This is a genomic window from Solibacillus sp., from assembly GCF_040273735.1.
GTDB lineage: Bacteria > Bacillota > Bacilli > Bacillales_A > Planococcaceae > Solibacillus.
This window is the reverse complement of record NZ_JBELZM010000008.1, coordinates 50,139-70,427: the sequence shown is the minus strand read 5'-3', so window position 1 is coordinate 70,427 and position 20,289 is coordinate 50,139. Positions and strand designations below refer to the sequence as shown.

The following is a 20,289-nucleotide window of genomic DNA, read 5'->3' as shown; positions in this document are numbered from 1 at the left end:
ACATGATTTTCTAGGAGGGGTTATTTATGAAACGCAATAAAAAGGTCGCATTGACTGCTACAGCACTTTCATTATCCGCATTACTTGCAGCATGTGGGGCAGAAGACACAAAATCAACATCATCTGGAGACGGTGAGAAAGAATTAGATTTACTAATCACTTCTGAGCCGCCTTCATTACATCCACAATTAGCTTCAGATACAACTTCTGGTGCAATTTTGGAAAGTACTTTTGAAGGTTTAACAACAATGGTTGAAGGCGAACCGGTTTTAGCTGCCGCTGAAGACTATAAAGTATCAGATGATCTATTAACTTACACTTTCACTTTACGTGACGCACAATGGTCAAATGGTGAAAAGGTAACGGCTGAAGACTTTGCATACGCTTGGAAATGGGCATTAAACCCGGAAAATGCGTCTGAATATTCTACAATCCTTTACCCTATTAAAGGAGCAGAGGCATACAATAACGGTGAAGGTACTGTTGAAGATGTGGGAATTAACGTAATTGATGAAAAAACATTAGAAGTTACGTTAAACGCTCCAACTCCATATTTCTTGGAATTAACAGCATTCAAAACGTTCTACCCAATTCATAAAGCAACAGCTGAAGCGGATCCAAAATGGTACACAGAAGCAGATACATATGTATCGAACGGTGCATTCAACTTAACTACTTGGAACCATTCAGGCGATATCGTTTTAGAGAAAAGCGATACTTACTGGGATACTGAAAACGTAGATATCGATACTGTAAACATTGCAATGGTTGAGTCTGAAACAACTCAAATGACTATGTTCGACGCTGGTGAAGTCGATTTCCTAGGAGCTCCTTACGGGACAATTTCTCTTGATGCAATCGACCGTTTAAAATCAGAAGATAAATTAAACGTTTCTGATATGTCATCTATTTACTGGTATAAGTTCAATACAGAAGATCCAGTAATGCAAAACGAAAACATTCGTAAAGCATTAGCATTGGCAATCGATCGTGAAGGCTTAATCAGTAATGTAGTAAAAGGTGAACAAGAACCTGCTTTAGGTATTGTGCCAAACTCTGTAGAAGGCTTCGGCGATGATGAAGGATACTTCAAAGATGCTGATTTCGAAGAAGCGAAGAAATATTTAGAGGCTGGTCTGAAAGAATTAGGCTTAGCTAACGCTAAAGATTTAGAAGTAAAAGTTTCATACAACACTTCTGAAGCACACTCTTCAATCGCACAATTCATTCAACAAGGCTGGTCATCGAATTTAGGTATCACTGTTAAACTTGATAACTCAGAGTGGCAAGTATACTTAGATAAAATCGGAAATGGCGATTACCAAATTGGGCGACTAGGTTGGGGCGCTGACTACAATGATGCGTATACATTCCTGGAAATGTATAACTCTGCCGAAAACGGCAATAACCAAACCGGTTGGTCAAACGATGAGTACACTGCATTATTAAATGAGTCAATCTCTGAAACAGATCCGGCAAAACGTACGGAAAAATTATTGGCTGCAGAAGCGGTAATTATGGAAGAAATGCCAGTAGCACCTATTTACTACAACACTAACTTAAACGTTGTATCTGATGAAGTAGAAAATATGGTACCAGATGCTTTAGGTAACATTAACCTTAAATACGTTAAAGTGAAGTAATTTTAACTAGTTAGTATTTACTCCTACGATGGTCGATATAATTTCAAAAATCATCGTAAATAGGGAGTGCCTCGAAATTATGTTTCGGGCACTCCCTTTCATAGTTTTATTGAATTTTCAAAATAGTATAAAAAGGAGGTACGGACATTGCTTAACTTTATTATTAAACGATTACTCTACATCGTACTTGCAATGTACTTAATTATTACAGCGACGTTCTTCTTAATGCAGCTTGCTCCCGGTAGCCCTTTTACGAGCGAACGTGAATTGCCGCCTGCTATCGAAGAACAGTTAAACGCGAAATACGGGTTGGATAATCCTTGGTATATCCAATATAAAGACTATTTAGTAGACACGATGACATTTGATTTTGGGGAGTCGATGAAATACAAAGGCCGCTCCACGAATGACATTATCGCAGAAAGTTTCCCTGTATCCCTTGCTTTAGGTCTTCAGGCAATGGTTTTAGCTATCGGCCTCGGTGTTTTACTCGGTGTTGTTTCTGCACTGTATCATAATCGCTTTGGAGATTATGCCGCAACAATTTTTGCAATATTAGGGATTTCAGTTCCTTCATTCATTTTAGCCGGACTCTTGCAGTATTACCTGGCATTTGAAGCTGGCTGGTTCCCGGTAAGTGGCTGGAAAGGATTCACCTATACGCTTTTACCATCGCTGGCAATCGCCGTTACCCATGCCGGATTTATCGCTAAACTTACTCGTTCTAGTATGTTGGAGCAAAACAATAGTGAGTATGTAAAGCTTGCTCGTGCAAAAGGTCTAGGAAAATGGACAATTGTGTTCAAGCACTCTTTACGTAATGCATTATTGCCGGTTGTAACGTATTTAGGTCCATTATTTGCCGGTGTTATTACTGGTTCGTTCGTCATTGAACAGATATTTGCTGTACCAGGACTTGGCCGCCATTTCGTAACAAGTATTACAAACCGTGACTATACGGTAATTATGGGTACGACTGTGTTCTATTCATTAATTTTATTACTTGCTGTATTAATCGTAGACATTTTATACAGTGTCATCGATCCACGTATTAAATTGAAAGGAGCGAAAAAATAATGACTCAAAACGAACAGCAAATACCAAAAGTATCAGCTGACATGTTCGATGTTGTCGGTCGTTCAGAAAATACAGATGCCCTTTCTAAAAAGCAAGTATCTTATTGGAAAGAAGTATTTTATCGCTTCTCTCATAACAAGTTAGCTGTAGTCGGGTTAATCCTTCTTATTATAATTGCTGGATTTGCGATTTTCGCACCGGTGTTCTCTTCTTATACGTATGAACAGAATGTTGGTTTTTACAATACCGCTCCTTCTGCAACACATTGGTTCGGTACGGATGACCTTGCGCGTGATATTTTCGTCCGTGCATGGGAAGGCGCTCGAATTTCATTATTCATCGGTATCACTGCCGCTGTAATAGATTTAATTATCGGTGTTTTATGGGGAAGTATTGCAGGTTTGGCAGGTGGTCGTGTCGATAACATTATGATGCGTATCGCAGACGTATTAACGGCAATCCCTTATTTATTAGTAGTAATTATTTTATTGGTAATTATGGAGCCTGGTTTAGTTCCTATGATTATCGCCCTTTCCATTACAGGTTGGGTAAACATGGCGCGAATTGTACGAAGTGAAGTACTGAAAATTAAAAATCAGGAATACGTACTTGCTGCTCGTACATTAGGCGCAAATCAATGGCACATCATTAAACGTCACTTAATCCCAAATGCAATGGGTGCTATTTTAGTAACAATGACAATGACTATTCCAAGTGCAATTTTCACAGAGAGTTTCTTAAGCTACTTAGGTTTAGGGGTTCAGGCTCCTTTAGCCAGCTGGGGTACGATGGCCTCTGAAGGTTTCAAAGCACTTCAATCTGCACCATGGCGATTATTGTTCCCTGCAGCTTTAATCTCGATTACAATTTTCGCATTTAACGCAGTTGGAGACGGCTTACGTGACGCACTTGATCCGAAATTACGTAAATAAGGAGAGTGTACGCAATGAAGAAAAAAGTATTAGAAGTAAACGACTTACGTATTAATTTCAAAACGTACGCTGGTGTCGTACAAGCCGTACGCGGAGTAAGCTTTGAATTATACGAAGGCGAAACATTAGCAATCGTTGGTGAATCCGGTTCCGGCAAATCAGTAACGAGTAACGCACTGATGAAGTTAATTCCACAGCCCCCTGGTATTTATGCCGGTGGTGAGATTAACTTCAATGGTCGCAATATTATTCCTTTGTCTGAAAAAGAAATGATGCAAGTTCGCGGAAATGATATTTCAATGATTTTCCAAGATCCAATGACTGCATTAAACCCAACAATGCGTATCGGTACGCAAATTACCGAAGTGCTTCTAAAGCATAAAAAAGTAACGAGTAAGGATGAAGCAAAAAAACGTGCGATTGAGTTGCTTGATCAAGTAGGTATCCCTTTCCCTGAAAAACGTTATAAAGCTTATCCTCATGAACTATCAGGCGGGATGCGCCAACGTGTTGTTATCGCCATCGCACTTGCAGCAGATCCGAAGCTTTTAATTGCCGATGAGCCAACAACAGCACTTGATGTAACAATTCAGGCCCAAATTTTAGAGCTGATGAAAGAACTTCAGAAAAAATCAAATACGTCAATTATTTTCATTACACATGATTTAGGTGTTGTAGCAAATGTTGCGGACCGAGTTGCGGTAATGTACGCCGGTCAAATCGTTGAGTACGGTACTGTGGAAGATATTTTCTACAATCCGCAGCACCCGTATACTTGGGGACTGCTTGGCTCTATGCCGGACTTAAACAACTCTACAGATGAGCTGTTAATGGCGATTCCGGGTTCACCGCCAAACCTGATCGATCCACCTAAAGGCGATGCATTTGCCCCTCGTAATGAGTTTGCAATGAAAATCGATTTTGAAATGGAACCGCCAATGTTTAAAGTATCGGATACACACTACGCAAAAACTTGGCTACTGCATCCTGATGCACCAAAAATGCCTGTTCCTGATGCGGTAGCACGCCGTATTAAAGGCTATCAACAGGAGGGCATGTAATTATGGCAAATAAAATATTAGAAGTACAAGGCTTAAAACAGTATTTTGGCACTGCTAAACAGCCGATTAAAGCGATTGATGGCATCTCCTTTGATGTGTATGAAGGTGAAACATTAGGTTTAGTCGGGGAGTCAGGCTGCGGTAAATCTACAACTGGTCGCTCGATTATCCGCCTTTACGATATTACAGAAGGTCAAATTACCTTTAAAGGCAAAAACATATCAGAGATGAAGTCTAGAAAAGAATTGATGCAATTCAACCGTGAAATGCAAATGATTTTCCAGGACCCTTATGCGAGTTTAAATCCTCGTATGACGGCCGGTGAATTAATTGCAGAAGGCTTTGACATCCATGGCCTGTATAAAAATAAAAAAGAACGCCAAGCTCGTATCGGAGAGTTGCTGGAAGCTGTTGGACTGACAAGCGAGCATGCTAACCGTTATGCCCACGAGTTTTCTGGTGGTCAGCGTCAACGTATCGGTATTGCCCGTGCACTTAGTTTAGATCCAAGCTTTATTATTGCAGATGAGCCGATTTCTGCGCTTGATGTTTCTATCCAGGCACAGGTAGTAAACTTACTAAAGCAACTTCAAAAAGAACGCGGATTAACTTATTTATTCATCGCCCATGATTTATCAATGGTAAAGTATATATCTGACCGAATTGCGGTTATGTATCGCGGTAAAATATTAGAACTTGGAAGTGCGGATGAGATTTACAACAACCCAATCCACCCTTATACGAAGTCTCTATTATCTGCAGTTCCTCAGCCAGATCCGGCTTACGAACGAAACCGTACACGTATCCCGTACAAACATGTTGAACATGATCCGGCAGCTAAAGTTATCGAAGCCCGCCCTGGCCATTTCGTCTTTGGCACAGATGCACAAGTAAAAGACTGGGCTAAATAAAAGAACAAAATAAAAACTCCTTCACGAGGCAATGTGAAGGAGTTCTTTCTATTATAATAAGGAATTTCCAATGACTTTTACTTTATGATTAAAATGCTTCTGATGTTGTTTTCGCTTGCATATGCAATGTCAAATAATCTGGCCCGCCCGCTTTAGAGTCAGTACCTGACATATTGAAGCCGCCAAATGGTTGGTAACCAACGATTGCACCTGTACAGCCGCGGTTGAAATAAAGGTTTCCGACATGGAACTCTTCGCGAGCATACTCTATGTTCATACGGTCGTTTGTAATAACAGCACCTGTTAATCCGTATTCAGTATTGTTTGCGATATCAATCGCGTCTTCGAATGAATCTGCTTTTGTAATCGCTACAACCGGACCGAAGATTTCTTCTTTCATAATACGCGCTTCCGGATCTACATCGGCAAATACTGTCGGGTGTACGAAGTAACCAACAGAATCATCTGCAGTACCACCAGCAACTAGACGGCCTTCTGTTTTACCGATTTCAATATATTCGCTGATTTTTTTGAAAGCTGCTGAATCGATTACTGTCGCCATAAAGTTGTTATTGTCAGCAGGGTCACCGATTGTTAATGATTTCGTTAACTCTTCCACACGGTTTACAACTTGATCATATACATCTTTTACGATTACTACACGTGAACATGCTGAACACTTTTGTCCTGAGAAACCGAAAGCTGATTTTACAATGGACTGTGCAGCTAACTCTAAATCTGCATCCTTATCAACAACGATTGTATCTTTACCGCCCATTTCAGCGATGACACGTTTAATCCAAATTTGACCTGGACTTAATTTTGATGCACGTTCGTTAATACGTAAGCCGACATCACGAGAACCTGTAAAACTGATGAAGCGTGTTTTCGGGTGGTCTACTAAGTAGTCCCCTACTTCTGCCCCACTACCAGGTACGAAGTTTACTACGCCTTTAGGTAAACCTGCTTCTTCAAGTACTTCAATAAACTTATAAGCGACAACCGGTGTTGTTGATGCTGGTTTTAATAAAACTGTGTTGCCAGTAACAACAGCAGCTACAGTTGTACCTGCCATAATAGCGAACGGGAAGTTCCAAGGTGAAATAACAATCCCGATCCCTAGTGGAATATAATCATAACGGTTGTATTCATTTGGACGGCTTTCTACTTTACGTCCATCTTTCATTTCCAGCATTTGACGGCCATAATATTCTAAAAAGTCGATCGCTTCTGCAGTATCGGCATCCGCCTCATTCCATGGCTTACCTGCTTCTTTCGTTAACCATGCAGAAAACTCATGCTTACGGCGACGGATAATTGTCGCTGCTTTGAATAATACGTCTGCACGGATTTCAGGTTTAACCTTTTTCCATGATTTGAATGCTTTATCTGCTTCTTGCATCGCTTTTTCAGCCAAGTCTTTTGAAGCTTTTGATACAGACCCGATCACTTCTGTTTTCTTTGCCGGGTTATATGATACAATTTTTTCTTCTGTCGTAATACGTTCGCCACCGATAATTAGAGGATAGTCGGCACCAAGCTGTGATTCTACTTTTTTAAGCGCTTCCAAATAAGCTTGCTTGTTTTCTTCTACCGAGAAATCTGTAAATGGTTCATGTTTATAGTTAATCATTTATCATTACCTCCGATATTAAGTGCAATATTTTTTTGCATCATATTATGTTTCTTAATTTGAATTATGCAATATAATAATGCTTAAATCAATTATTTTTTCTAAATTACGCAAATTATCTCATTTTGACATTCCCATGCTAAAATAAAATGGAGGGGGTTACACCGCATGAATCAACTAGATCTCTCTAGTGTTTTTGAATTTATGATTGAAAAAATAGAAACCGGTCTTTGCGCTATTGACGAAAATGGACGAGTCATCGTTTACAACAAAAAAATGCGCGAACTTACTGGTGAATCACTTGAACAAATTACGCAGCGCTTTTTATCACAGTCACTCGACTTTAATTTGGAGCAAAATATGCTGCAAAAAGTTTTAGCCTCGGGTCAAAGTTTCAAACATATTAAGCAAACGTTCTGGAATGCCCGTGGCGAAGAAGTGACAATGATGAATGACTATTATCCATATACCCTAAATGACGGTACGAAAATCGCTATTCAATTTTCCCGCGATATTACACAGCAGGAGTTTTTGATGGACCGTCCTTTAAGTCGTTACGGTGCTCCATTAACTTTTGATATTATTACCGCTGTCTCAAAATTGATGAAGCAAGTTATCCAGCAAGCCAAAATTGCAGCGCTAGGTCGTATTCCGGTCATGCTAGTCGGTGAATCAGGGACAGGGAAAGATATGATTGCGGAAGGTATTCACCATGAGCTGGCAGAAAAAAACGAACGCTTTATTACACTTATTTGCCGCCGCAATGAAGAAACATTACTCGCTCAGATTGAAAAATATATTGCCGAGGAAAAAAACTATACGTTTTTTGCCGAGCGGATTGAATTTTTATCAGATGAAGCACAGAACCGTATCGTGGAGCTTCTGGAGAAACATTCCGAACGTAACCATGTATTTATTGCAAGTATTGGTGAAGATCCGATTGACTTAATCCAGAAAGGTCACCTTTCCAAAAATCTGTATTACTTATTTTCTAACTTAACAATTCAAGTACCGGCATTGCGTGAGCGCCGAGAAGATATTAAACCTTTCGTGGACGATTATTTTGCTCGTCGACGTATTGCATATGGCAGCCCGGTAAAAGGTCTAGCACCAGAAATCGAAGAAATATTTCTGAATTATGACTGGCCAGGAAATTTAAAAGAACTTGAAGTACTACTCGATGATATTAGTGCACTACTTACAACAGAAGAATATGTGGAACTTATACATATTCCAGCATATTTCAAGTGGAAGCTCCAGCAAGCCGAGCCAACTACTTCAGAGCAACAAAAATTATTTGACTTCTCCGGACAAACATTGCAGCCTCTTGATGAATATATGCGTAAAGTTGAAGATTATTATATTTCACATGCCTTACAGCTGAATGACGGAAATATTTCACAAACAGCTAAAGCACTAGGCATCCACCGTCAAGGTTTACAATACCGGTTAAAACGCAAGTGAAATTGGAAATATATTCTATTAATTACCATTTAACAGACCCTCTCTATGTGGGTCTGTTTTTCATTTTACAAAGTGCATTATTATAATGCATGTTTTATAAATGATGTTTTTTAGAGCATGTAAACGTTTTAATAAAGTATTTCAGCAAAATTTTTTTACAGCAAAAACCGTTGCTATTTCTCGCTTTTCCTACTAGTAAACACTAAACCTCTCAAAATTTGTTTCCTTTTTTGAATTTTTTGTTTTATACTCACCTCAATAACAATAAAATACTTTTTTAATCGCAGGGGGATTGATTAAAATGTCATTAAAAGATTTTTTTATCGCACTTTCAGAGAATCAAACATTAAATTCTGCAGCCCAAAAATACGGATTTAAGCTAGGGGCGCAAAGTGTCGTTGCAGGTACAAATATCGATGAAGTTATAGAAAGCATCAAGCATTTAAATGCACAAGGTATTTCTTGCACTGTCGATAATCTAGGGGAATTTGTGTTTGAGAAGTCTGCTGCGCTTGCTGCAAAAGAGCAAATTTTGGCAGTAATCGAACGTATTCACAGTGAAAACCTTGATGCACATATTTCTTTAAAACCTTCTCAGTTAGGATTGGATATTGACTTCGAATTTAGCTATGAAAATTTGAAAGAGATCGTTGCATTGGCAAATGAATATAAGATTTTTGTTAATTTTGATATGGAAAACTATGCTCGTCTACATCCTTCATTTGAGCTATTGGAAAAGATCCATGCTGAATACGATAATGTTGGTACAGTAATTCAAGCATACTTTTTCGAGTCAGATGAAAATGTCGAACGTTTTAAAGATTACCGTTTACGTCTTGTAAAAGGTGCTTACAAAGAAGAAGAATCTGTCGCTTATCAAAATAAAGCCGATATTGACCGCAAGTTTATCGAGCAAATTGAATATCATTTACTACATGGCAAATTCACTTCGATTGCAACACATGACCACAATGTAATTAATCATGTAAAACAATTTGTCGAAAAGCATAATATTCCGAATGATAAATTTGAGTTTCAAATGCTTTATGGTTTCCGTAAAGAAATGCAGTTGAGTCTTGCAAAAGAAGGATTTAACTTCTGTACTTATGTACCGTTTGGTAATGATTGGTATGGCTACTTTATGCGTCGTTTAGCTGAACGCCCGCAAAACCTGACTCTTGTCACAAAACAAGTATTTACGAAAAAAACAAATACAATTTTAGCTGTTGCAGCAGGTGCATTTTTAGCTGGACGTATGTCTAAAAAGTATAGATAAGTACAGATGCGCCATATTTTATTGCGTTGACGACCATCTATCGAAGCATGTTAAACTAGTCAAAAATTATCAATAAAGGAGTTGTCTTTATGTCGGATTATAGCTATCAGTTGTTGGCCATTATTCTTTACATGATTGCGATGCTCGGTATCGGTTGGTATGCCTTCCGAAAAACTAGCAACCTGACAGACTATATGTTAGGCGGGCGCGGTCTTGGTGCAGCTGTAACAGCATTAAGTGCCGGTGCAGCGGATATGTCGGGATGGCTGTTAATGGGACTTCCAGGTGCTATCTATTTATCAGGACTTGTGGAAGCATGGATTGCAATTGGATTAACAGTCGGTGCTTATTTAAACTGGTTACTTGTAGCACCTCGTTTACGTGTTTACACACAAGTAACAAAGGATTCAATTACAATTCCCAGTTATTTGGATAACCGTTTACGTGATAACACAAAACTATTACGTATCGCATCAGGAATTATCATTTTAGTATTCTTTACATTCTATGTATCTTCCGGAATGGTATCCGGCGGTAAGTTTTTCGAAAGCTCATTTGGAATGGATTATCATACAGGTCTTTTATTCGTATCTGCTGTAGTTGTCGCCTACACTTTATTTGGCGGTTTCCTGGCTGTTAGTTATACGGATGTAATTCAAGGTCTTATTATGCTTATTACATTAATTGCTGTTCCTGTTTTCGGAATTTTCCTAACAGGCGGTATTGGGGAAACAGTCGATTCTATTAAAGCGGTAGATCCGGAAATGTTCAGCCTTCTTCCGTCTACTGTGACAGCCGCGGCTATTATTTCTTCTCTTGCATGGGGGCTTGGCTACTTTGGTCAGCCACATATAATCGTGCGCTTTATGGCGATTTCATCTGTAAAAGAAACGAAAAGTGCGCGCCGTATCGGTATTGGCTGGATGATTTTCAGTTTACTAGGTGCCCTTGCAACAGCGTTGGTCGGTGTTGCATACTTCCAGCAGCAAGGTACGGAATTAAAAGATCCGGAAACGGTATTTATCGTATTAGGACAGATTTTATTCCACCCGTTCATCGCAGGAATTGTACTAGCAGCAATTTTGGCAGCAGTTATGAGTACAATTTCATCACAATTAATCGTTACTTCTTCAGCACTTATTGAAGATATTTATAAAGCTTTATTCAATAAAACTGCGACAGATAAACATTATGTATTTTTAGGTCGTGTCGCTGTACTTTTCGTATCTATCATTGCGGCAATTGTTGCATGGAATCCTGAAAGCACAATTTTAGGACTGGTAGCATTCGCATGGGCCGGCTTCGGTGCAGCATTCGGTCCAATCATTTTACTTTCCCTGTTCTGGCGCAAGCTTACTAACTACGGAGCACTTGCCGGAATGGTTGCCGGTGCGGCAGTTGCATTTGTATGGGGACGTACGGAAAGTCTAACAAGCATGCTTTATGAGATTGTACCTGGCTTCATCGCGTGTTTAGTCGTTGCAGTCGTAGTAAGTATGTTGACGTATAAACCAAATGCGGAAATCGAAGAAGAGTTCAATGAAACTCAGCGTATTTTAAAAGAAGAGCAATAGTAACAATAAAAACGGTATGATCTTTTATAAGATATACCGTTTTTTCAATATCCAGAAAAACTTTTGATGGAGGTTATTTTATGCAACTTGCACAACTATTCCCTTCCCTTAAGCAACATAATACATACCCTACAGCCCATAATTCTGCAACTATGATCTTTTATGATTCACCTAATGCATGCTGGTATGAAATTGCCAAAAATGAAATAACAGAACGAGATGCTCTACTTTTAAAGCATTTTTATCATGAATGTAGTGAGCAAACGGATCCTTGGTTACTATTATTGACACAAGGTGTTGTTCCAAAGCTGGCTACTTATTCTTCTATTCGAATATTACAATATCATATTAATAATGATTCCGAGCAATTAAAGTATGCTATTGAACTTTTCTTTATGCATGATGCTTATCTTCTTGAAATTTCTCCTACTACTTTCTGGATTATTTTGTTTAAAAATTATTCACGGGAAGAACTGGAAGGTTTTATTGCAATACTGGAAAATGACTTCTATTTGCACGGACAACTTTTCATAGGTCAAATACTGCCGGTTTCTGAAATGCTCCACCAATCTTTCTCATCTGAGCAAAAAATGTTTCAGGCCATTTTAGAACGGCAACATCAAACGATTTATACATTTTCTGAATGCTTCCTGACTTTATTGCCTTTGTATTTAAGTCTGCCGTTACAACAATACTTGCAGCATACACTGTTCTATAATTTAAATGATGAAATGATCACTACCATTACAACGCTTTTTTCCCATAATGGAAATATGTCCTCAGCTGCAAAAGAATTACATATTCACCGCAACACGTTGTTGTATCGTACACAACGGTATTTTGAAGAGACTTCTTTAGATTTAAAGCGCAGTGACAACCTGTTATTAGCCTATTTAGCAGCCCAAATGAAAAAACTTACAAAATATCCCTGAAAATTTTAAGCATATTGCACAAAGGCATCTCCCTCTTAATCTTTTATAATATGAAAAAAGGGGGACTGGTTTTTTATGTTAGATTTTGATCATCTTGTAAAACGTTATCCCGATGGCTATGTAGCTGTTGAAAATTTCCATTTAAAGGTTGAACCTGGTGAATTCCTTGTACTTGTTGGTCCTTCAGGATGCGGGAAATCTACGACATTGCGTATGGTGGCAGGACTTGAATCGATTTCCGAAGGAGAACTACGCATTGAGGGCAAACGAGTGAATGAAGTGGAACCAAAAGACCGTGATATTGCAATGGTGTTCCAAAACTACGCTCTTTATCCGCATATGAATGTATATGACAATATGGCTTTTGGCTTGAAGCTGCGTAAATTCTCCAAAGATCAAATTGATAAAAAAGTACGTGAAGCTGCTGCAATTTTAGGGTTATCGGAATTATTGGACAAAAAGCCAAAATCCCTTTCCGGTGGTCAGCGCCAGCGTGTTGCATTAGGCCGCGCCATTGTTCGTGATGCGAAACTGTTTTTAATGGACGAACCATTATCTAACTTGGATGCAAAACTTCGTGTACAAATGCGCTCTGAAATCACGAAGCTCCATTACCGTTTAAATACGACCACTATATACGTTACACATGATCAGACGGAAGCGATGACGATGGCTTCACGAATTGTTGTAATGAAAGATGGTATCATTCAGCAAATCGGAACACCGCGTGAAGTATACGATACACCTGAAAATGTATTTGTTGGCGGGTTTATCGGTTCGCCAGCTATGAACTTCCTTCGCGGGAATGTCGTGGGAGAATATTTTGAAATCGCCAGCGAAAAAGTTCGTATTCCCGAAGAAAAATTAAAAGTTTTAAAAGAACAAAACTATACGAACCGGGAAATTATTTTAGGTATCCGACCTGAAGATATTCATGACGGCAATAAACAAGACTCAAGCAGTGTCGTTAAAACAAAAGTGCAAGTAAGCGAATTAACCGGTGCAGAAATGATTGTTTATGCGTCAATTGATGACCAGCAATTTGTAGGGAAAATACATGCGGACGCAGATGTTGCTATGGGGCAGGAGCTTTCACTTAACTTTAATTTAGCTAAAGCTCATTTCTTTGATCCGGCTACTGAAATGCGGATTCGCTGATTAGTAAAAGAAGCAGTCGGAAGAAATTCTGACTGCTTCTTTTACATTTTATAGCAGCGCTGCACCTATTAGTCCAGCACTACCTTTATTTAAGCTTGCTTGCACTCTGCCTTTTTTATGTGCAAAGAATGGCAGGCTGAAATACTGATCAACTAAACAGGAAATTTCATCAACAATTTGCGGATGATGATTCATAACTCCTCCGCCTAGTACAACAACATGCGGATCTACTAATAGGATGAAACTATGAATCTTCAGAGCGACTTCTCGCTGCCATTCATGAATAAGCGGCACAATACGTTCATCCTTTTCATAATAGCGGTCAAAATATTGCTGTAATGTTTCTTCTTCATTTGTATGCTGCTGTAAATTCTTTAATAAACCAGGTCCAGCACATACTTCTTCAAAAAAAGCACCTGCGCTTGTTAACGAAAAACCGACTTCTCCGGGAATTCCGGCACCTCTTAAAAACTTCCCTTCATGAATAATACAGCATGCAATTCCTGTACTGATCGTGACATAAATGAATGTTTCTTTTTCAAAATGGCGGATTTTATATTCTCCATTTGCTGCTGTCATCATATCTGTTTCCATAAATACTTGAGCTTTCGGAAATACCATTTCAAGTCTTTGGACGAGCGGAAAATTACGCCATGGCAAGTTTTGCTGAAAAACTACAAGCCCTTGTTGTAAATTTAATATTCCCGGTAAACCAACCGCAACTTTTATAACGTCCCCCTCTTCATCTTTCAGAAGCTTATGAAAACCTGAAATAATTGCTTCAAATAATGATTCAGACTGCCGGGGACTCTTTACTTCCATTTGCTTTACTAACTTTTCCGGCTGTTCTTGCTTCGATAAAGCAAGCGCTAATTTTGTCCCTCCGATATCAGCACTTAAAATCCACATTTAGTCCACCTGCTTCACAAATATTCCGTAGTCTTTCCAAATCGTATAGCCAAGCTTTTCATAAAAAGCGATTAAATCTGTCCAATCAATAAAGAACGTCTCTTTACCACGTTGCTGCAAATAATATTCTGCAGCTTCAATAACCGCACGTCCTAAGCCATACTTTCTATAACCTTCATTTACTCCTAGTGGACCAATGCCACCTAATCGGTCAAACTGTTCTGCCCAATTATAGTTCGGCCCCTTCCAAGCACTATGTTCGTCATTTATACGACAGAAGCCAACAATCTTATCTTTCCATTTCACAACGACATAATCTCTTCCTGTACCTCCGTGAGCGAAATAATCCTGTGCTTCAAAAGTCCAACGTCCGGGGAAAGACTGGTTCATAAAATCAATGAGTTGCTGTTGTTCCTCTAATTCTAATAGAACAAATTGAACATCATTTTTTTCAGGCAGCGATAATGGTTCTGTTATGTTCTTTGTAAAGTCTACACTTTCGACAACTCTCTTAAAGCCAAACTTTTCGGCAAACGCAACACCTTCCTGCTGATCTAGTGGGACTCCGCATAATAAGTGTCCTAAATCTCCGCCAAACTGAATTTTCTTTATTCCGTTATTGATAAGTGCCTGTTCTGCATATTGATAAAGTTCTGTAGCAATTTTTTGCTGACGGTAATCCGGGTGCACGAGCAGCATTTGAATCCAGCCATGTTCCTTATTTAAAGAAACGCCGTGAGTTTCATGCCAAACTTTTGCAATGACAACTCCGGCAACTTTCCCGTCGATTTCCTTTATAGCACTTCCTTCATCTAAAACATAAGGTGATTGCCAAGTATTTTGTTCAAGCAAGCGATCCGACAACTTAAAGTCAGGCAAACAAATATTCCATAAGTCTACTATGTTCTTGTGAGATTCCTTTATTAATGGCTTTAGCATCCTATTTCCCCCCAAATGTTTCTTCCATTCGACGTAACGGATCATCGATAAAGTTTTCATCCCATTCAACAACTTGCCCTTGTTCTATTAACTGTTGTTTTACTTGTTCATATGAAATGTCCTGAACTGGTTTCCCTTCCTGCAGTGCAATTGCCGCTAATGTACCGGCCCCTTGCCCGAGCATCATAAATACCGGTTCCATCCGAATTGAACCATATGCAATATGAGACGCACTTAGGCATACCGGAACAAGTAAGTTTGTACAATGCTCCTTTTTCGGTAAGAGCGAACGCAAGTCAATCATAAATGGTTTTACCGGTACTTGGATATCGCCTTCATTCATTACTCGCCCATTGACGACGACGCGACGGCAATTATGTGAATCCATATGAAAAGATGCAATTGCAATAGGTTGTTCGCAAATTACTCGCTTTAGTGCATTATGTTCTGTCATGACATACTCGCCTACCATTCGCCTTGCTTCTCTTATATACAGCTGGCGAGGCCAATTGCCTGTATCGGCAAACTCATCTGCCGCCAATCCCCATTGTCTCACTTCTTCTTGAATAACAAGCGGCACTTCTTCATCATTGGCTAAAAAGTACAGTAGTCCTGCAACATATGTTACATGCTGCTGATACATTTTTTCTCTTACTTCATAATCCGCATCAGGGAAAGCATAGTTCATTCCGATAAAATCCGTCGAAAATGCCCCATGATTGTTTAAATCGGTTTTTTCATTCATTAAAGGGGTATGTAACTTCATCGCGTCCCAATGCCCTGCCTTTATATAGCGTAACAGCAGCGCATAATGGTTACGCTCATATCCATTCGGTTTTGGGAACGGCACTTTTTTTTCCTTTGTTAAACACATCCGGAAATTATAAGCTTGAATTCGATGATCCCCCTCACCATTTTGCTCTTTCACAGCCTCATCTGAAATTCCATATAAAAGTCCGCTTGAGGGATTGCCTTCTTCTATATACGGATCGATAAAACTTTCGAATTTGTGATGCTGCGTACCAAATTGAACTCCATTATAAATTTCCTTATAAACAGTGCCTGCTTCTCTTCCTACAATGTACTCAACCCCTGCATGTGCCAGCAAATCGCCTTCATAGCTGGCATCAATAAATTGCTTCGCTTCATAGGTTGTGCCATCTGTCATAACGATTCGCTGAATTTGCCGGTCTTCGAGAAGAGCCGATTCAATAAATTGCTCCTTTTGAACATCAATCTCAAGTTCTTCTAACCATGTTTTAAATATACGTTCTGCTACATGCGGCTCGCAACGTACACATTTTCCGATACGATAGTGGTGCGAAATCTTTTCATAAAACTGCTTTGCTAAACCGCCAACCGCCTGTTCAGCGCCTAAGTCTGTTGCCCCTAACCCGCTTGTCGTCATCCCGCCGACAAAGCGGCTGCATTCAGCAATCCGAACATCATGCCCCTTCTTTTTTAGGGTAATTGCTGCTGTTATGCCTGCAGGTGTCGCACCGTATATTAATACATCCTGCTTATAATGATGTTGTCTCTTTTCTTTCTTACGGTAATAATAAACCGATTCCCACATTTACAAAGCCTCCCAACGTATTTTCGTAGCCTGAACGACTCGCTGTAATGACTCTACATATTGTTGAAGTGGTTCTTCTATTTTCGCCTGTTGCAGCAACTGGTCCATCTTATTCAATAACTTCAGTACTTCGAGTTTCGCTTCCTGGTTTTTGGCCTCTACAACACGGCTAGGGAAAAATATGGCGTTATACTGACTGTTTTGTGCAAAAATATGTTCAATTTCTTCTGCTAGCTGCTGCATTGCCGGTGACAGTAAGTACGAAACAGTTTCTGCATCTTCCCAAAGCGATCGTGCAAATACAACATTATTTAATTGCTGGTACTGCTGATAATCGTATTGCTCCATATGTGGCTGAGCCTTTGCAATTTTATGGAGTGGGACGACTAAATTGACCATTCCATCACAGCCGGCTTCTTTATAATTTTCAATATCTGTTGCTATTCGTTTAAATAATAGCGGAAAAAGTTCACTTAGCATGAAGTGGTCACTGTAATATTCAAAAACAGTAATCTGTTTGTCAGTTGACCTGCGCCAATCCATTAGACTTTGCCATGCACGCCCATCTCGTTCTGATTTATAACTGTGTGCATAATTACGTCCCCAATATGCATATAAAACATTTGCTGAACTCACCTGCTGTTCTTTACGCTCAAGCATTTCCCAACTAAGTCCGGCATTATAGACGATATGCTCTACTTCCACTTGTAAACCTGCTCCGGCTAATGCTTGCTGGAGCTTTTCGGTGAATGCCATATATTGTGTTAAAAAGAGTTTTGCATCTTCACCTTTTGCTCCTACATCTTCCGGCCAGAGTGAGATCCGTTGAATAACAGGTTCTGCTTCACAGTAAGATACGATTACTTCGATGACTGATTGTTGTGCTTCTTTATCCTGTAAAAAGTCCTGATTTTTTAGCGCATTGGCTGCTGTAAATTCAGTTTCCTCTCCAACTAAATCATTTACCGCTCCATCGGCAGCAGCCTTTCCGGAAACACTTACTCCTTTTGCCTTTGCCAATAAATAACGTAAACTATGCCCGCCTAACGTGACATCAATCCCGCGCTTTTTTATTTCCGGCAAAAGCGCCTCCTTTACTTCATCCCATAGGAAAAATGTAAAGAACACTTCATTTTGCCCATTCTTCGTACCAACATCGAGCATCCTCTTTAAAAAAGGGATGTCATCGATTGTTTCAAATACATTCCCTCGACGACCGAATTTCGGTTTTCCTTCATAGGTATTTGTCAGCCCTTGAATGCCGATTTTTTTCTCCTTTTCCAACGCCAAAAATACAAGCCCTTCTACCTTTTCAATCAATTTATATACCCCGTACAACAAGGAACGACTTGTATTCCCGCGAATCACATAATTGTTTTCAGTGTGATCAATTACAAATTCATCACCATTGCCGGAAGTATTTAACCGTTCAAACACGACTGGTTTATCCCCCGTATAAAAGCGTTCAAGTTCCTCAAATGCAAATTGTTCAATTTCATTTTTATAATTCTGTAGTTTGTTCATCTGCATCGATCCCTTTCGTTAATTGCTTTGGTTGAACGAAAAGGATACCCGTCACGAGTATCCTTTGAATTGTCCTATAGTTTTACTGCTTGCTTTCTGTTGTTTGATTCATATGCTGCCAACGCAATTTCTAAAGATTTCAATCCATCATAACCGGAAATAAGCGGCTGCTTTTGTTGCTGAATTGAATTTAGAAAGTCGACAATTAAATCAAAGTCGGTATCATTCCCGCTATATAAATGGGTGATTGATTTACGCCCTTTCCCGTACAGATTAAGCTTCTCGTTGAAAACATCGACTTTTCGAGTAGCTTTCGTTCCGATTACTTCAATCATCGCGTCACCCCATGTCGGAAATTCCGGGAACCGTGACCAGCTTGCATCGTGTGAAGCAATCACTCCATTATCAAATACAATTGTCATGATTCCAGCATCATCCGTATCAAGTTCGGTGAAATAGTTATTCGCAAATGCTGTAATTTCTTTTGCTTCGCTGTTCATATACCAGCGCATAATATCCACCATATGGACGGTATGATCCAATACCGCACCACCACCTGCCAATCTCTCATCAACAAACCATCCGCCCGGGTTTTGCCCGCGGTTAGTAGAGCGGATTGCAACGATTTCTCCAAGTTCACCTGCATCAATGGCTGCCTTCAAGTCCCGGATAGGTGCGCTGTATCGGACCGGATAAGCAATTGACAGATGCACACCATTTTCTTTACAAACATCGATCATCTCTTTAGCATCATCAATATTTGTTGCAATCGGTTTTTCACATAAAATATGTTTTTTTGCCTTCGCTGCAGCAATTACCATTTCTTTATGAAACACATTTTCACTGCAAATAAGTACAACATCGATATCCTCTGCTAAAAATACACTCATGTCTGCAAAAAATGGTACATCATATTGCTTACTAGCCTGTTCGCCTCTCGTTGTATCCGTATCATAAATAGCGGTTAAATTCGTACCGGGTATACGCTGAATTGCCGTTGCATAGCTCGTAGCATGAATATGTGCAAAGCTCATAATGCCAATGTTCATCGCAGTTCACCTCGTTGCAGGAGCAGTCGTACAGCAGCCAGTCTTTCATCATAGGCATCATTCCATTGAACCGCATACTGATGAACTGCATCTATATTTTTAAACAGGTTTCGATTGTTGTCATTGTCACCCGTCATTTGTAAACTATCAAACTCTGCAATATGCAGATGGCTGCTCCATTCAAATTCAATACGATCCTGACCCGTTCGGTATTCTAAATGGGCCATAATAGACTCTCCGAATTCACACAAAACGATAGTATAATGATTTTCTCCAATTTCATTCGAACGGATCGATACGTTCCGAACGTTTCCATACCATTCCGATAAAGCAAGGATATCTTCCTCTATATATGAGAAATTATTCGTCGTTCTCCGCAGTCGGAGGACTCCTTTTACCGTATCATGCGCTTTCAACACTTCATGTAATTGAATGGCAAATGAATATGACCATAAATCAAAGTAAATCCAGCCTTCTTTATCAAAAATTGAGAATGGCTTATAGGCGTCTGCTGAAGGCTGTTGCATAATTGTTACGGTATTTGGCTCCTCACTGTCCTCGTTTGTAAAACGGTACAGCGGAGAATGCATAAGTAGCTGCCGGTCTTTTTCCAATACGATTTTCACTAGAA

17 protein-coding genes are annotated in these 20,289 nt (G+C 39.5%); 10 read left to right on the top strand and 7 right to left on the bottom strand.

Annotated features, from left to right (window positions below):
• Positions 1-26 precede the first annotated feature (26 nt).
• From ABS917_RS09765 to ABS917_RS09745, 5 genes are all read left to right on the top strand, one after another.
• Positions 27-1,643: a peptide ABC transporter substrate-binding protein gene (locus ABS917_RS09765; protein WP_350478791.1), complete on the top strand. Its 1,617-nt coding sequence runs from the start codon at positions 27-29 to the stop codon at positions 1,641-1,643.
• Between the two features lie 147 nt (positions 1,644-1,790).
• Positions 1,791-2,720, top strand: a complete 930-nt coding sequence (locus tag ABS917_RS09760; protein ID WP_350478790.1) for an ABC transporter permease — start codon at positions 1,791-1,793, stop codon at positions 2,718-2,720.
• Positions 2,720-3,652, top strand: a complete 933-nt coding sequence (locus ABS917_RS09755; protein WP_350478789.1) for an ABC transporter permease — start codon at positions 2,720-2,722, stop codon at positions 3,650-3,652. Before ABS917_RS09760 ends, ABS917_RS09755 begins: the two co-directional genes overlap by 1 nt.
• A 14-nt stretch (positions 3,653-3,666) precedes the next feature.
• The gene (locus ABS917_RS09750; protein ID WP_350478788.1) at positions 3,667-4,713 is read left to right on the top strand and encodes an ABC transporter ATP-binding protein; all 1,047 of its coding nucleotides are present in this window, start codon (positions 3,667-3,669) and stop codon (positions 4,711-4,713) included.
• 2 nt (positions 4,714-4,715) lie between these two features.
• Positions 4,716-5,624 (top strand): ABC transporter ATP-binding protein, encoded by a 909-nt coding sequence (locus ABS917_RS09745; protein WP_350478787.1) that lies wholly within the window; start codon positions 4,716-4,718, stop codon positions 5,622-5,624.
• 88 nt (positions 5,625-5,712) lie between these two features.
• On the opposite strand, the gene pruA is transcribed toward ABS917_RS09745, so the two are convergent.
• Entirely contained in the window at positions 5,713-7,257 is a 1,545-nt protein-coding gene (pruA, locus tag ABS917_RS09740) for an L-glutamate gamma-semialdehyde dehydrogenase (RefSeq protein WP_350478786.1), read from the bottom strand.
• A 168-nt stretch (positions 7,258-7,425) separates the two neighbouring features.
• Between pruA and ABS917_RS09735 the strand changes: the two genes are divergently transcribed.
• The 5 genes from ABS917_RS09735 to ABS917_RS09715 all read left to right on the top strand — a co-directional run bounded on the left by ABS917_RS09735 (position 7,426) and on the right by ABS917_RS09715 (position 13,661).
• Entirely contained in the window at positions 7,426-8,721 is a 1,296-nt protein-coding gene (locus ABS917_RS09735) for an AAA-type ATPase lid domain-containing protein (RefSeq protein ID WP_350478785.1), read from the top strand.
• A gap of 301 nt (positions 8,722-9,022) precedes the next feature.
• Positions 9,023-9,997: a proline dehydrogenase family protein gene (locus ABS917_RS09730; RefSeq protein WP_350478784.1), complete on the top strand. Its 975-nt coding sequence runs from the start codon at positions 9,023-9,025 to the stop codon at positions 9,995-9,997.
• Between the two features lie 89 nt (positions 9,998-10,086).
• Positions 10,087-11,571: a sodium/proline symporter PutP gene (gene putP, locus ABS917_RS09725; RefSeq protein ID WP_350478783.1), complete on the top strand. Its 1,485-nt coding sequence runs from the start codon at positions 10,087-10,089 to the stop codon at positions 11,569-11,571.
• A gap of 80 nt (positions 11,572-11,651) precedes the next feature.
• Positions 11,652-12,503 (top strand): PucR family transcriptional regulator, encoded by an 852-nt coding sequence (locus ABS917_RS09720; RefSeq protein WP_350478782.1) that lies wholly within the window; start codon positions 11,652-11,654, stop codon positions 12,501-12,503.
• A 75-nt stretch (positions 12,504-12,578) separates the two neighbouring features.
• Entirely contained in the window at positions 12,579-13,661 is a 1,083-nt protein-coding gene (locus ABS917_RS09715) for an ABC transporter ATP-binding protein (protein WP_350478781.1), read from the top strand.
• Positions 13,662-13,709: 48 nt separating this feature from the next.
• On the opposite strand, the gene ABS917_RS09710 is transcribed toward ABS917_RS09715, so the two are convergent.
• From ABS917_RS09710 to ABS917_RS09685, 6 genes are all read right to left on the bottom strand, one after another.
• Positions 13,710-14,570: an ROK family protein gene (locus ABS917_RS09710; RefSeq protein ID WP_350478780.1), complete on the bottom strand. Its 861-nt coding sequence runs from the start codon at positions 14,568-14,570 to the stop codon at positions 13,710-13,712.
• Entirely contained in the window at positions 14,571-15,509 is a 939-nt protein-coding gene (locus tag ABS917_RS09705) for a GNAT family N-acetyltransferase (protein WP_350478778.1), read from the bottom strand.
• 1 nt (position 15,510) lies between these two features.
• Positions 15,511-17,085 carry an FAD-dependent oxidoreductase gene (locus ABS917_RS09700; protein WP_350478777.1) on the bottom strand — a complete coding sequence of 525 codons (1,575 nt, stop codon included), beginning with the start codon at positions 17,083-17,085 and terminating at the stop codon, positions 15,511-15,513.
• On the bottom strand, positions 17,086-18,609 hold the full coding sequence (locus ABS917_RS09695; protein WP_350478776.1) for a hypothetical protein: 1,524 nt from the start codon (positions 18,607-18,609) through the stop codon (positions 17,086-17,088).
• A gap of 74 nt (positions 18,610-18,683) precedes the next feature.
• A complete protein-coding gene (locus ABS917_RS09690) occupies positions 18,684-19,658 on the bottom strand; it encodes a Gfo/Idh/MocA family protein (RefSeq protein WP_350478775.1) in 975 nt (324 codons plus the stop codon).
• Entirely contained in the window at positions 19,655-20,284 is a 630-nt protein-coding gene (locus tag ABS917_RS09685) for a peptide ABC transporter substrate-binding protein (protein WP_350478774.1), read from the bottom strand. The genes ABS917_RS09690 and ABS917_RS09685 overlap by 4 nt, the downstream gene beginning before the upstream one ends.
• Positions 20,285-20,289 lie beyond the last annotated feature (5 nt).

Bases quoted from the DNA above. Each gene is read 5' to 3' on its own strand.
- ABS917_RS09765 (WP_350478791.1), top strand. From the start codon at position 27: ATGAAACGCAATAAAAAGGTCGCATTGACTGCTACAGCACTTTCATTA.
- ABS917_RS09755 (WP_350478789.1), top strand. From the start codon at position 2,720: ATGACTCAAAACGAACAGCAAATACCAAAAGTATCAGCTGACATGTTC.
- ABS917_RS09750 (WP_350478788.1), top strand. From the start codon at position 3,667: ATGAAGAAAAAAGTATTAGAAGTAAACGACTTACGTATTAATTTCAAA.
- ABS917_RS09745 (WP_350478787.1), top strand. From the start codon at position 4,716: ATGGCAAATAAAATATTAGAAGTACAAGGCTTAAAACAGTATTTTGGC.
- pruA (WP_350478786.1), bottom strand. From the start codon at position 7,257: ATGATTAACTATAAACATGAACCATTTACAGATTTCTCGGTAGAAGAA.
- ABS917_RS09735 (WP_350478785.1), top strand. From the start codon at position 7,426: ATGAATCAACTAGATCTCTCTAGTGTTTTTGAATTTATGATTGAAAAA.
- ABS917_RS09730 (WP_350478784.1), top strand. From the start codon at position 9,023: ATGTCATTAAAAGATTTTTTTATCGCACTTTCAGAGAATCAAACATTA.
- putP (WP_350478783.1), top strand. From the start codon at position 10,087: ATGTCGGATTATAGCTATCAGTTGTTGGCCATTATTCTTTACATGATT.
- ABS917_RS09720 (WP_350478782.1), top strand. From the start codon at position 11,652: ATGCAACTTGCACAACTATTCCCTTCCCTTAAGCAACATAATACATAC.
- ABS917_RS09715 (WP_350478781.1), top strand. From the start codon at position 12,579: ATGTTAGATTTTGATCATCTTGTAAAACGTTATCCCGATGGCTATGTA.
- ABS917_RS09710 (WP_350478780.1), bottom strand. From the start codon at position 14,570: ATGTGGATTTTAAGTGCTGATATCGGAGGGACAAAATTAGCGCTTGCT.
- ABS917_RS09705 (WP_350478778.1), bottom strand. From the start codon at position 15,509: ATGCTAAAGCCATTAATAAAGGAATCTCACAAGAACATAGTAGACTTA.
- ABS917_RS09700 (WP_350478777.1), bottom strand. From the start codon at position 17,085: ATGTGGGAATCGGTTTATTATTACCGTAAGAAAGAAAAGAGACAACAT.
- ABS917_RS09695 (WP_350478776.1), bottom strand. From the start codon at position 18,609: ATGAACAAACTACAGAATTATAAAAATGAAATTGAACAATTTGCATTT.
- ABS917_RS09690 (WP_350478775.1), bottom strand. From the start codon at position 19,658: ATGAACATTGGCATTATGAGCTTTGCACATATTCATGCTACGAGCTAT.